Annotated in this window: 10 protein-coding genes; 5 read left to right on the top strand and 5 right to left on the bottom strand. The window is 75.6% G+C overall.

Annotated features, from left to right (window positions below; genetic code table 11):
• Nucleotides 1–62 precede the first annotated feature (62 nt).
• Complete coding sequence (locus IDM29_RS02900; protein WP_309232668.1) at nucleotides 63–917, top strand: TetR family transcriptional regulator; 855 nt, start codon at nucleotides 63–65, stop codon at nucleotides 915–917.
• A complete protein-coding gene (locus tag IDM29_RS02895) occupies nucleotides 914–3,055 on the top strand; it encodes an acyl-CoA dehydrogenase (RefSeq protein WP_182112842.1) in 2,142 nt (713 codons plus the stop codon). The genes IDM29_RS02900 and IDM29_RS02895 overlap by 4 nt, the downstream gene beginning before the upstream one ends.
• A gap of 156 nt (nucleotides 3,056–3,211) precedes the next feature.
• Here IDM29_RS02895 and IDM29_RS02890 read toward each other — a convergent pair whose 3' ends face one another.
• Both IDM29_RS02890 and IDM29_RS02885 read right to left on the bottom strand, forming a co-directional pair.
• Nucleotides 3,212–4,081, bottom strand: coding sequence for an alpha/beta fold hydrolase (locus IDM29_RS02890; RefSeq protein WP_182112843.1), 870 nt, complete (start codon nucleotides 4,079–4,081; stop codon nucleotides 3,212–3,214).
• 66 nt (nucleotides 4,082–4,147) lie between these two features.
• On the bottom strand, nucleotides 4,148–5,044 hold the full coding sequence (locus IDM29_RS02885; RefSeq protein WP_182112844.1) for an SDR family oxidoreductase: 897 nt from the start codon (nucleotides 5,042–5,044) through the stop codon (nucleotides 4,148–4,150).
• Nucleotides 5,045–5,124: 80 nt separating this feature from the next.
• Between IDM29_RS02885 and IDM29_RS02880 the strand changes: the two genes are divergently transcribed.
• A complete protein-coding gene (locus IDM29_RS02880) occupies nucleotides 5,125–6,069 on the top strand; it encodes an AraC family transcriptional regulator (RefSeq protein WP_182112845.1) in 945 nt (314 codons plus the stop codon).
• Nucleotides 6,070–6,099: 30 nt separating this feature from the next.
• Here IDM29_RS02880 and IDM29_RS02875 read toward each other — a convergent pair whose 3' ends face one another.
• Nucleotides 6,100–6,882, bottom strand: coding sequence for a phosphotransferase (locus tag IDM29_RS02875; RefSeq protein ID WP_220458001.1), 783 nt, complete (start codon nucleotides 6,880–6,882; stop codon nucleotides 6,100–6,102).
• A 159-nt stretch (nucleotides 6,883–7,041) separates the two neighbouring features.
• On the opposite strand from IDM29_RS02875, the gene IDM29_RS02870 reads away from it, so the two are divergent.
• On the top strand, nucleotides 7,042–7,653 hold the full coding sequence (locus IDM29_RS02870) for a hypothetical protein (protein WP_182112847.1): 612 nt from the start codon (nucleotides 7,042–7,044) through the stop codon (nucleotides 7,651–7,653).
• 3 nt (nucleotides 7,654–7,656) lie between these two features.
• On the opposite strand, the gene IDM29_RS02865 is transcribed toward IDM29_RS02870, so the two are convergent.
• Nucleotides 7,657–8,718 (bottom strand): ATP-dependent DNA ligase, encoded by a 1,062-nt coding sequence (locus tag IDM29_RS02865; RefSeq protein ID WP_182112848.1) that lies wholly within the window; start codon nucleotides 8,716–8,718, stop codon nucleotides 7,657–7,659.
• 53 nt (nucleotides 8,719–8,771) lie between these two features.
• Complete coding sequence (locus IDM29_RS02860) at nucleotides 8,772–9,620, bottom strand: DUF2599 domain-containing protein (protein ID WP_182112849.1); 849 nt, start codon at nucleotides 9,618–9,620, stop codon at nucleotides 8,772–8,774.
• A 290-nt stretch (nucleotides 9,621–9,910) separates the two neighbouring features.
• On the opposite strand from IDM29_RS02860, the gene purL reads away from it, so the two are divergent.
• Nucleotides 9,911–12,277 (top strand): phosphoribosylformylglycinamidine synthase subunit PurL, encoded by a 2,367-nt coding sequence (gene purL, locus IDM29_RS02855; protein ID WP_182112850.1) that lies wholly within the window; start codon nucleotides 9,911–9,913, stop codon nucleotides 12,275–12,277.
• The last annotated feature ends 144 nt before the right edge of the window (nucleotides 12,278–12,421 follow it).

Below are 12,421 nucleotides of genomic sequence, written 5' to 3'. Positions count from 1 at the left end.
GGGTCTGCCGGGAGCGGTGCTGGTAGTGCCTGGGACCGACAGTACCTGATACCGTCGGTTTCGTGAGTCCGATCACACCGGCGACGTCGCCGGAGCCGCTGACCGACGCCGCGCCCGAGCGCGCCGTCGGCGGGCCGCCCGTGAGCGGGCAGCCGGACACCGAGGCGGCCGACGGCCGCTCGCGCCGCTGGGACGACCACCGCGCCGCGCGCCGCGCCGAGCTCGTGCGGGCCGCCCGTCGCGCCGTGCACCGCATTGGACCGGACGTCTCGATGGAGGAGATCGCGGCGGCCGCCGGGACGTCCAAGTCGATCGTCTACCGCTACTTCGTGGACAAGACCGGGCTCCAGGTCGCGGTCGGCGAGGCCGTCGTCGCGCAGATGCACGCGGCGCTCGACGAGGCGTCCAGCCGCGCCGCGACGCCGCGCGAGGGCCTGCGCTCGATGATCGACGTCTACCTCGCCATGGTCGAGACCTCGCCGAACGTCTACTGGTTCGTCACGCGCCCCGTCTCCGAGGACGCCTCGGCGCCCCTGGGCCACTTCCTCGAGGCCGTCGCGGCGCTCGTCGCGCGGCCGTTCGCCCGCGTGCTGACCGAGGACCGCGACGACGAGGACGGCGACGGGGCCGACGTCGGCGCCGCGCGCCAGGCCGACGTCTGGGCCGCCGGCGCCGTCGGCTTCGTCCGCGGCACGGGCGACTGGTGGCTCACGCACCGCGACGCACCGGGTGCGCCCACGCGCGAGGAGCTCGTCGAGCGCATCACGGCCTGGCTCTGGGCGGGCCCCGTGAGCGTCCTGGCCCGCACCCGCACGGCGCGCCCCGCCCACGACGACCCCGCTCACGACCCCGCCGACGACCCGACCACCGCCGAGAACCCGGCAGCCGCCGGCCTCAACGACGAGGAGCAGCCATGACCACCCTGAGCGAGAAGCGAGCGCGCGGAACGAGCGAGCCGCGCGTCGACGTCCCCGCGCTGGAGGAGGTGCTGCTCGGACGCTGGGCGCCGATCCGCCGCGCGGCGCGCGAGCTCCTCAAGGACCCGCGCTTCCACCGCGTCGAGGGTCAGTCGACGGACGTGCACCGCGAGCGCGTGCTCGAGCAGCTGCGCATCCTCGCGACCGAGGGCGACGTGCTCCGCTCCTTCCCGACCGAGCTGGGCGGGGCCGACGACCACGGCGGCAGCCTCGCGCGGTTCGAGGAGGTCATCACGGCGGACCCGTCGCTGCAGATCAAGGCGGGGGTCCAGTGGGGCCTGTTCGCGTCGGCGATCCTGCACCTGGGCACCGAGGAGCACCACGCGCGCCTGCTGCCGGGCGCCATGTCCGTCGACGTCCCCGGTGCCTTCGCGATGACGGAGACCGGCCACGGCTCCGACGTCGCGAGCATCGGCACGACGGCGACCTACGACCCGCAGACGCAGGAGTTCGACCTGCACACGCCCTTCCGGGCCGCGTGGAAGGACTACCTCGGCAACGCCGCGGTGCACGGCACGGCCGCCGTCGTCTTCGCGCAGCTGGTGACGGCGGCGCCCGGCGGGCCGAAGGTCAACCACGGCGTGCACGCGTTCTACGTGCCCCTGCGCGACCCGGAGACGCTGGAGTTCCTGCCGGGCATCGGGGGCGAGGACGACGGCCTCAAGGGCGGGCTCAACGGCATCGACAACGGCCGCCTGCACTTCACCCACGTGCGCGTCCCGCGGGCGAACCTGCTCAACCGCTACGGCGACGTCGCGGCCGACGGCACGTACTCCTCGCCGATCCCGAGCCCGGGCCGCCGCTTCTTCACCATGCTCGGCACGCTCGTGCAGGGCCGCGTCTCCCTCGACGGCGCCGCCGTGAACGTCGGCAAGCTCGCGATGATCATCGCGGTGACCTACGCCAACCAGCGCCGCCAGTTCGCCGGACCGCAGTCGAACGAGGAGGTCGTGCTCCTCGACTACGCGGAGCACCAGCGGCGCCTGCTCCCGCTGCTGGCGCAGACCTACGCGGGCGCCTTCGCGCACGAGCGGCTGCTGGAGACGTTCGACGCCGTGTTCTCCGGCGCGAGCGACACGGACGAGGACCGCGAGAACCTCGAGACCATCGCGGCGACCCTCAAGCCGGCGTCGACCTGGCACGCCCTGGCCGCGCTCCAGGGGGCGCGCGAGGCGTGCGGGGGCGCGGGCTTCCTCACGGAGAACCGGCTCACGTCGCTGCGCGCCGACCTCGACGTCTACGTGACCTTCGAGGGCGACAACACCGTGCTGCTCCAGCTCGTGGCCAAGCGCCTGCTCGCCGACCACGCCAAGGAGTTCAAGGACATCGACGCGGGCGGCGTCGCGCGCTACGTCGCCGGCCGCGCCGCCGACGTCGCGCTGCACCGCACGCCGCTGCTGCGGGTGGTGCAGACGCTGTCCGACGGCGGCGACGCGCGTCGCTCGGCGGGCCAGCTGCGGGAGACGAGCACCCAGCGCGAGCTGCTCACCGACCGCGTCGAGACGATGGTCGCGGAGGTGGCCGAGGCGCTGCGACCCGCGATGAAGGCGCCCCGCGAGGAGGCCTCGCGCCGCTTCAACGAGCACCAGCACGCGCTCATCGAGTGCGCGCGGGCGCACGCCGACCTGCTCCAGTGGGAGGCGTTCACCGCGGGCCTGGAGAAGGTCCAGGACCCGGGCACGCGGCAGGTCCTGACGTGGCTGCGCGACCTGTTCGGCCTCGTGACGATCGAGCGCAACCTGGCCTGGTACCTCATCCACGGCCGGCTCTCCGCGGGCCGTGCGCGGACCGTGACGTCCTACGTCGACCGCCTGCTGACGCGCCTGCGCCCGCACGCGCAGGACCTGGTCGACGCCTTCGGCTACGGCCCCGAGCACGTGCGTGCCGCGATCGCGAGCGGCGCCGAGGGCCAGCGGCAGGACGAGGCGCGGGACTACTACCGGCGCCTGCGGGCCACGGGGGACCTGCCCATCCCGGAGAAGTCGGTCGCCAAGAACGGCGTCCGGCCCGCGACGACGGGGCCGTCCTCGGCCGTGCCGGCGCCCCCGGTCGCCCCCTCGGCGCCGAGCCCGGTCTGACGGCGCCCGCGAGCCGCGACGCGTCGCCGGCCTCGCCGGCCTCGCCCGCCGAGCACGTCCGTCCCACGCGAGCGCGTCCTGTGCGGCGGACGTGCTCGGTGGGAACGGACGTGCTCGGCGGGTCGTCGCGTGAGGGACGGGGCCCAGGCGGGCGGGTCAGCGCAGGTGGGCGAGCACGGCCGCGGCGACGTCGTCCGGGCGGTGCTCGGGGAGCCAGTGGTCGGCGTCGAGCTCGACGTGGCGGTACGGGCCGGTGACGTAGCGGCCGGTCGCCCGCACGGAGTCGGGGGCGAAGAACGGGTCCCGGCGGCCCGAGACGTAGGTGGTCGGCACGGGCGTGGGGCCGGAGCCGCGGCTCTTGGCTGCGCCCTTGCCTCGGCTGCGGCTCACGGGCAGCGCGCGGTACCAGCCCAGCGCCGCGGTGAGGGCGCCGGGCTCGCTCATGCGGGTGGCGTAGTGGTCCACCAGGTGCGGCTCCAGCCCCGATCCGGCGAGGAAGCGCCGCAGCAGCGCGGCGTCGCGGCGCAGGAGCAGGGCCTCCGGGACCTTCGGGGCCTGGAACCAGAGCATGTACGACGAGCGCCGGACCTGGTCCCCGCGGCCGGCGGCCATCGCCGCGGGATGCGGTGTCGAGAGCACGGTCAGCGACGCCGTCCGCTCCGGGTGGCGCCCGGCGAGCGACCACGCGACGGCGCCGCCCCAGTCGTGCCCGACGACGTGGGCGCGCTCCACGCCGGCCGCGTCGAGCAGCGCGACGACGTCCGCCACGAGCTCACGGACCGCGTACGCGCGCCGGCCGGCGGGACGGGCGCCGGGCGAGTAGCCACGCTGGTCCGGCGCGAGGACGCGGAGTCCCGCACCGGTCAGCAGCGGCACGACGGCGTCGTACGCCGACGCGTCCTGCGGGAAGCCGTGGAGCAGCACGGCGGTGCCCGTGGGCGCCGACCCCGCGGCACCGTGCGGTGCGCCGGCCGGTGCGTGGTCGTGCACGTCGAAGGTCAGGCCGTCGCGCCGGAAGGTGTCCACCGGGGCAGCACACCACGGCCGGCCCGCCGGCGCCCGGGGACCACCGCGACGGCCCGCGGTCCGCGCTCAGGGGCGGTGCCAGGTGCCCGTCGCCGCGGCCGCCCGCACGTACTCAGAGACGTCGTGCGGCGCTCGTCCGAGTGCCTCGTGCACGCCGTGCGCGAGCGACGCGTTGCGACCGTCGAGCACCTCGGTGACCAGGTAGGTCATCAGCTCGACGAGCCCGTCGCCGTAGGGGCGCAGGTCCGCCTGCAGCTCGGCGAGGGTCGAGCGGCGGAAGCGGACCGGCTGGCCGACGCCCCGCGTGATCTCGGCCGCGAGGTCGTCGAACGTGAGCAGGCGCGGACCCGTCACCTCGTAGGTCCGCCCAGCGTGACCCTCCTGCGTGAGCGCCGCGACGACGACGTCGGCGACGTCCTCGAGGTCGACCCACGGCTCGCGGACGTCCCCCACGGGCAGAGCGAGCTCACCCGCGGCGACGGCCTCGGCGAAGAACCCCTCGCTCAGGTTCTGCAGGAACCAGGCGCTGCGCACGACCGTCCACGCGAGGCCGTCGCGCTGCACGACGCGCTCGGCGCGCTGCGCCTCGACCTCGCCGCGCCCTGAGAGCAGGACGACGCGGCGGACGCCCGCACGCTGCGCCTCGTCGACGACGGCCTCGAGGGTCTGCGTGGCGCCCGGGACGGCGAGGTCGGGCACGTAGCAGAGGTAGGCGGCGTCGATGCCGTCGAGCGCGGCGGGCCAGGTGGACGGGTCGTGCCAGTCGAAGGCGGGCGAGGTCGAGCGGGACGCCGCACGGACCGGGACGCCCAGGCGTTCCAGGCGGGCGACGACGCGGCGGCCGGTCTTGCCGGACCCGGCGGTGACGAGCGTGGTGCCGGCCGCGGGGCGGGTCGGTGCGTCGGCGGTGGACGGTCGGGTGGTCGGCGGCTCGGGACGGGCGGCCGTGGGCTGTGTGGTCATGACCCCAGCCAAGCCCGAGTCCGCTGGACGATCCATCGCGGAAAGGCGCATCTGCATACGCGATCGTCTACGGTCGTCGGATGGACGCGCTCACCGGACTCCTTGACGGCCCGCGGGCCCGCGGCGCGTTCCTGCTGCGCGGCGTCCTCGAGCCGCCCTGGGCCCTGCGCGTCCAGGACCGGGCGCCGATCACGGTGCTCGCCCAGGTCCGCGGCGCCTCGGTGGTCCGGACGGCCGACGGGACCACCGCGCGCCTGGCACCGGGCGACGTCGCCGTCGTGCGCGGCCCGGAGCCGTACCTCGTCGCCGACGACGTCGGCACGCCGCCCCAGGCGGTCATCCACCCGGGACAGCAGTGCACGACCCCGGACGGCGTCGCGCTCGCGGAGGCCTGGTACCTCGGCGTGCGGGCGTGGGGCAACGCGGCGGACGGGTCGACGCACCTGGTGGTCGGCACGTACGAGCTCGCGGGTGAGGTCAGCGGGCGGCTGCTGCGCGCGCTGCCGCAGGTCGTCGTCGTGCCGCGCGGGGACGAGGCCGTCGCGACGCTCGTGTCGATGCTCGCGGCCGAGATCGGTCGCGAGGAGCCCGGCCAGACGGCGGTCCTCGACCGCCTCCTCGACCTCCTGCTCATCACGGCCCTGCGGTCGTGGTTCGCCCGTGAGGGCGCCGGCGCGCCCGCCTGGTACCGCGCCTGGGCCGACCCGGTCGCGGGCGCCGCACTGCGCCGCATCCACCAGCAGCCGGCGGAGCCCTGGACGGTGGTGCGGCTCGCGGACGCCGCCGGCGTCTCGCGTGCCGCTTTCGCGCGCCGGTTCACGGACCTCGTGGGGGAGTCCCCGATGGCGTACCTCACCGCGTGGCGGATCGCGCTCGCGGCGGACCTGCTCACGCGCCCGGACGCGACGCTCGCCGCCGTGGCGCGCCAGGTCGGCTACAGCACGCCGTTCGCCCTCAGCACCGCGTTCAAGCGGGTGCGCGGTGTGAGCCCTCGGTCGTACCGCGAGCGCCTGGCCGAGGTCTGATCCCCCGACGCACGACCGGGCACGGCGGGGTCAGCCGAGGAGGGCGCGGCGCCAGGCGTCCGCGTGCTGCTCGGTCCAGCGGGCGTCACGCTCCCAGACCGTGCCGTGGCCCTCGTCCCACAGGCGCGACCACGGCTGCTCACCGGTGCGATGGCCGTCGGCCAGCAGCGTGTGCATCGACCACGTGCGCGGGCCGAGCGTGGCGAGCAGGCGCTCGCGGCCGGCGTCGTCCAGGCCGTAGCCGTCGGCGAGGGCAGCGAGCCCGGCGGCCGCGACGTCGACCGGCGTCCCGGGGTCGAGCGGCACGAGGCCGTGGGCGAGGTAGGCGAGGTCCCAGGTCCGCGTCCCGGGCGCGGCGGCGTCCCAGTCGATGACCACGAGGCGGTCGGGCGCGACGACGAGGTTCCACGGGGCGAGGTCGTGGTGGATCACGAGGTCGGCGCCGTCCGACGGGATGGGGCAGACCCAGACGGCCTCGGCCGGCGGCTGCCAGCCGTCCAGGGCGTCGTGGAGCTCGCGTGCGACGCGGCCCACGGCGGCCGGGTCCAGCGGCGGCGCCCCCGGGGGCGCGGGGTGCGCGACCTCGCCCTCGACGTACTCGAGGACGTGGCGGCCGCGCGAGTCGATGCCCAGGCTGCGCGGCGCGTGACGGACGCCGACGTCGTGCAGGTGCTCCAGCAGCGCGTGCACGGCGGGCGTCTGCGGGCCGGCCGGCCGACGGACGGTGTCACCCACGCGGACCAGGCCGGTGGTGACGTTGCCGCCCGTGAGCGGCGTCTCCGCGACACCGGCGGTCTCGGGGAAGGTCTGCACCTGGCCCATCCTGCCGGTCGGGGGCGACGCGGCGCCACGTATCCGCCCGCGGTCGGACGCCTGTGAGGCGCTGCACATGGTCATCTGCTCCAGGTGCGCGCGCCGCGTGCCGATGCAGGGCAGGGCGCACGGCCGGTGCAGGACCGACGAGGGAGACCCATGACGAGCACGACGCGCGCGGCACGGCGGCCCCTGCGGCTGGCGGCGGCGCTGACCCTGCTCGGCACCCTGACGGCGTGCGCGGCGTCCACCTCGGGCGAGCCGTCGGCCGCCGCGGAGGCCGCGACCGTCGCGGAGCCCGCCACGGTCGCGGACCTGCCGGCGCTCGAGGGCGTCACGGCGGGCGTCCCCGAGGGTTGGGCGGCCGCGACGCTCGGCGTCCTCACCTACGCCGTCCCCGCCGGGTGGGCGGACCTCGGGCTGCCGGCGCCCGGCGGCTGGGAGTACCGCAAGCACGTCGACCCGGCCACGCCGGCGACGCGCGTCCTGGAGGTCAGCGTGCTCCAGGGCGAGAGCACGTGGAGCGGCGGCTGGCACGGCATGACCGGCGAGCAGGGCTACCGGCTCGACGTCCCCGGCGCCGCGCTCGCGGGCGTCGACGTGGTCAGCGAGACGGCCGAGGAGGCCGGCGCGTCGACCGCGACGTGGCACGCCGAGATCCACCTGCAGACGCAGGCCGGCCAGTACGTGCTGGTCGAGCTCACGACCACGCCCGACGACGCCGGCCTGGCGGAGATCCGGTCCCTGGTCGGGACCCTCGCGCTCGCCTGAGCCTCAGCCCAGCACGTCCGACAGGGCGAACCGCACGGGCACCTCGAGCTGCGCGAAGGTGCAGCTCTCGGGCTCACGGTCCGGACGCCAGCGCGCGAACTGCGCCGTGTGGCGCAGCCGCGTGCCCTCCATGTGGTCGTAGCGCACCTCGACGACGCGCTCGGGCCGCAGCGGCACGAACGACAGGTCCTTGCCCGAGTTCCACCGGCTGCCGGCGGCCTCCGTCGGGGTCCGCGTGCCGGAGGCCTGGGCCTGTGCGGTCCACGGGTGGTCCGCGGCGTCCGTGACCAGCGCCTGCAGCTCGGCGAACAGCTCGCGCCGCCGCGCCATCGGGAACGAGCTGGTCACCCCGATCGAGGTGAGCGTGCCCGCGTCGTCGTACAGGCCGAGCAGGAGCGAGCCGACGGCGGCGTCGTCGGCCTTGTGGACGCGGTAACCGGCGACCACGCAGTCCGCCGTCCGCTCGTGCTTGACCTTGGTCATGACGCGCTTGTCCGGCTGGTAGGGCAGGTCCGGGCGCTTGGCCACGACGCCGTCGAGCCCCGCGCCCTCGAAGAGGGAGAACCACCGCGTGGCCTCCGCCAGGTCCGTCGTCGTGCGCGTGAGGTAGACGCCCGGCCCGCCGCCGGTGACCGCCCTCTCGAGCGCGGCCCGCCGCTCGGCGAACGGGCGTCCCGTGAGGTCCTCGTCGCCCAGCGCCAGGAGGTCGAAGACCACGAGCACCGCGGGCGTCTGCTCCGCGAGGAGGCGCACCCGCGACTCCGCCGGGTGGATGCGCTGCAGGAGCGCCTCGAAGTCGAGTCCCGAGCCGTCGGCGCTCGCGACGACGATCTCGCCGTCGACCACGCACCGCGCGTGGAGCTCGCGCCGGACCGCCTCGACGACCTCGGGGAAGTACCGCGTCATCGGCTTGGTGTTGCGGCTGCCGATCTCGACGTCGTCGCCGTCCCGGAAGACGACCGAGCGGAAGCCGTCCCACTTGGGCTCGTAGAGCTGGCCGGGCGGGATCTCGGCCGCGGACTTCGCGAGCATCGGGGCGACGGGCGGCATCACCGGCAGGTCCATCGGCCCAGTGTGGTGGCTGCCGCCGACACGGGCGAGGCCTGCGCCGGGCTCGGTCACGGGTTGCACCGCGCCGCGAGGACGCCGATCAGGCCGACGTCGGGCCGCCAGGGCTCGAGGTTCCAGGTCTTCTTGTCCGGGGCGCCGACGGCGTGGCAGACGAGCTGGTCGTGCATCACGGGCGTACCGGCCTCGGGCTCCATCGCCACCAGCTGTGCCTCGAGCAGGGCGATGGCGGCCAGCCCCGAGGTGCGGGCCCACGGCGTCGGGTCGACGGCGAGGGACCGGCCGCCCTCGCGGTCGCCCCACGTCGCGGACTCGAGGGTGACGTCGGCCGCCGACGCGTGGACCTCGACGGTCGCGGGTGCGTCGGCGGCCTGGCCCGCGCCGCCGATGCCCGAGTCGCCCTGGAGGTGGAGCGCGACGAGGTCGTCGGTCCGCAGGGACCAGGTCGCCCGCCCGGCGCTCGCGCTCGGCGGGGCGAGGGCGGCGACCGGGGCGCCGGCGGCGTCGAGGACGAGCACGGAACCGTCGTCCTCGGTGCGGAAGGAGCCGCCGTCGGGCGCCGCGAGCAGGAGGGGTTCGGCGACGGCCGTCAGGACCTCGGGCGCGTACGACCACGTCCACCGGGTGGCGCCGTCGGCGGTGGACGGCGGCCCGGCGGTGGGCGCGAGGAGCACCGCCACCATGCCGCCGACACCCGCCGGTGCCCCGGCGGCGCGCGCCTGTGCGGCGTCCTGCGGGACCACCGTGACGGTCGCCGTCGTCCCCGGCTCGGTCGAGGGCGAGGGGTGGGTGGCGGCGGGCGGCGTCGTCGGCGCGGGGCCCGCTGGGGCGCACGCCGCGAGCGCGCCGACGAGCGCCAGCACGACGACGGCGCGGGCACGCCGGGGGATCAGGGGCACGGACACCTCCGCCCCCATGCTCCCGGGCGCGCCACCCCCCACGCCACCACCCGCGGGTGGACGAACCGGTACGGATGCTCGCATCCGCGCATCCGCACAGGTGGCCGCGTACTTTCCCTGGCCAGGTGCACGGATGTGCGCGTTCGAACATCCGACGCCGGCCGCCCGCGGCCCCGGCGGCGCTCGCCGTGCTGCGCCGTGCCGCTGCGTCGGGCGCGAGACGGCCGCACCGGTGTCGGAGGGCGCCGGTAGCCTGGCGGCGTCCCCTTGGCTCTCCCGGTAGGGAATCGATGACCACGACCGACGCCGCCCAGCCGACCGCCGCTCCCGACACCGTCGACCACGCGGCGAGCACGCCCGACGTCGCGCTGCCGTACGCGGAGCTCGGCCTCAAGACCGACGAGTACCTGCGGATCGTCGACCTCCTGGGCCGACGCCCGACCGCCGCCGAGCTCGCGATGTACTCGGTGATGTGGTCCGAGCACTGCTCGTACAAGTCCTCCAAGGTCCACCTGCGCCAGTTCGGCGAGAAGGTCAGCCACGCGATGCGCGAGCACCTGCTCGTCGGCATCGGCGAGAACGCGGGCGTGGTCGACATCGGCGACGGCTGGGCCGTGACGTTCAAGGTCGAGAGCCACAACCACCCGAGCTTCGTCGAGCCGTACCAGGGCGCCGCGACCGGCGTCGGCGGCATCGTGCGCGACATCATCTCGATGGGCGCGCGCCCCGTGGCCGTCATGGACCAGCTGCGCTTCGGCGCGATCGACCACCCGGACACGGCGCGCGTCGTGCACGGGGTCGTCGCCGGCGTCGGCGGCTACGGCAACTCGCTCGGGTTGCCCAACATCGGCGGCGAGGTCGTCTTCGACGCGTCCTACCAGGGCAACCCGCTCGTCAACGCGCTGTGCGTCGGGGTGCTGCGCCACGAGGACATCCACCTCGCGAACGCGTCGGGCGCGGGCAACAAGGTGGTCCTGTTCGGGGCCCGGACCGGCGGCGACGGCATCGGCGGCGCGTCGATCCTCGCGAGCGAGACGTTCGACGACACCAAGCCCTCGAAGCGCCCGTCGGTGCAGGTGGGCGACCCCTTCATGGAGAAGGTGCTCATCGAGTGCTGCCTCGAGCTCTACGCGGCCCAGGTGGTCGAGGGCATCCAGGACCTCGGCGCGGCCGGCATCTCGTGCGCGACGTCGGAGCTCGCGTCCAACGGTGACGGCGGCATGCACGTCGACCTCGAGAAGGTCCTGCTGCGCGACCCCACGCTGACGGCCGGCGAGATCCTCATGTCGGAGTCGCAGGAGCGCATGATGGCCGTCGTCCGGCCGGACAAGCTCGACGAGTTCCTCGCCATCACCGGCCGCTGGGACGTCGAGACGGCCGTGATCGGCGAGGTCACCGGCACGGGCCGGCTGACGATCGACCACTTCGGCCACCGCATCGTCGACGTCGACCCGAAGACGGTCGCGCACGAGGGGCCGGTCTACCACCGCCCCTACGCGCGCCCGTCGTGGCTCGACGGCCTGCAGGCGGACACGGTGAGCGGGCCGGACGGCGCCGCCCGGTACGCGCGCCCCGCGTCGGGAGACGAGCTCCGCGAGACGCTGCTGCGGCTCGTCGCGTCGCCCAACCTGGCGAGCAAGTCCTGGGTCACCGACCAGTACGACCGCTTCGTGCAGGGCAACACCGCCCTCGCCCAGCCCGACGACGCCGGGGTGGTGCGGGTCGACGAGACCACGGGCCTGGGCGTCGCCCTCGCGACGGACGCGAACGGCCGCTACGCCAAGCTCGACCCCTACACGGGCGCGCAGCTCGCGCTCGCCGAGGCGTACCGCAACGTCGCCACGTCCGGCGCGCGCCCGCTCGCGGTCACCGACTGCCTCAACTTCGGCTCGCCCGAGGACCCCGACGCCATGTGGCAGCTGGTCCAGGCGATCGAGGGCCTGGCCGACGGCTGCCTCGAGCTCGGCATCCCCGTCACCGGCGGCAACGTCTCCCTCTACAACGGCACGGGCGAGCCGGGCACGATCGACTCCTCGATCCACCCGACGCCGGTGGTCGGCGTCCTGGGCGTGCTGGACGACGTCGCGCGCGCGACGCCCTCGGGCTGGCGCCTGCCCGGCCAGGCCATCTACCTGCTCGGGACGACGCGCGACGAGCTCGACGGCTCGGCCTGGGCCGACGTCGTCCACGGCCAGCTCGGCGGGCTGCCGCCGCGCGTGGACCTCGCGGCCGAGCGGACGCTCGCCGCGATCCTGGTCAACGCGTCCCGGGACGGCCTCGTGGACTCGGCGCACGACCTGTCCGAGGGTGGTCTCGCCCAGGGGCTCGTCGAGGCGTGCCTGCGGTACGGGACAGGGGCGCGCGTGTGGCTCGGCGAGCTCTGCGAGCGCGACGGGATCACGCCGTTCACCGCCCTGTTCTCCGAGTCGACGGCGCGCGCGATCGTCGCGGTGCCCCGCACCGAGGAGGTCCGCTTCGGCGACATGTGCACAGCGCGCGGCATCCCCGTGCTGCGCATCGGCGCCACGGACGACGCGCCGGCGGACGGCGACTCGCCCGAGAGCGGGCCGGTGCTCGAGGTCCAGGACCTGTTCACGGCGACGCTCGCGGAGCTGTCGCAGGCGCACCGCGCGACGCTGCCGCACTGGTTCGGCTGAGGGCCCGGCGCGTGAGGACGTCGGCGGTGGGCGCGTGAGCGTCGCCGTCGAGGTCGCCGTGCAGGACGCGCCGGGCGCGCGCGTCGCGCTCGCGGCGGGCGCCGACCGCGTCGAGCTGTGCGCCGGCCTGGCCGCGACGGGCGG

The organism is Actinotalea sp. JY-7885, assembly GCF_014525465.1.
Lineage (GTDB): Bacteria > Actinomycetota > Actinomycetes > Actinomycetales > Cellulomonadaceae > Actinotalea.
This window is presented reverse-complemented; position numbering and strand designations above follow the sequence as displayed.

Bases quoted from the DNA above. Each gene is read 5' to 3' on its own strand.
- IDM29_RS02895 (WP_182112842.1), top strand. From the start codon at position 914: ATGACCACCCTGAGCGAGAAGCGAGCGCGCGGAACGAGCGAGCCGCGC.
- IDM29_RS02885 (WP_182112844.1), bottom strand. From the start codon at position 5,044: ATGACCACACAGCCCACGGCCGCCCGTCCCGAGCCGCCGACCACCCGA.
- IDM29_RS02880 (WP_182112845.1), top strand. From the start codon at position 5,125: ATGGACGCGCTCACCGGACTCCTTGACGGCCCGCGGGCCCGCGGCGCG.
- IDM29_RS02870 (WP_182112847.1), top strand. From the start codon at position 7,042: ATGACGAGCACGACGCGCGCGGCACGGCGGCCCCTGCGGCTGGCGGCG.
- IDM29_RS02865 (WP_182112848.1), bottom strand. From the start codon at position 8,718: ATGGACCTGCCGGTGATGCCGCCCGTCGCCCCGATGCTCGCGAAGTCC.
- purL (WP_182112850.1), top strand. From the start codon at position 9,911: ATGACCACGACCGACGCCGCCCAGCCGACCGCCGCTCCCGACACCGTC.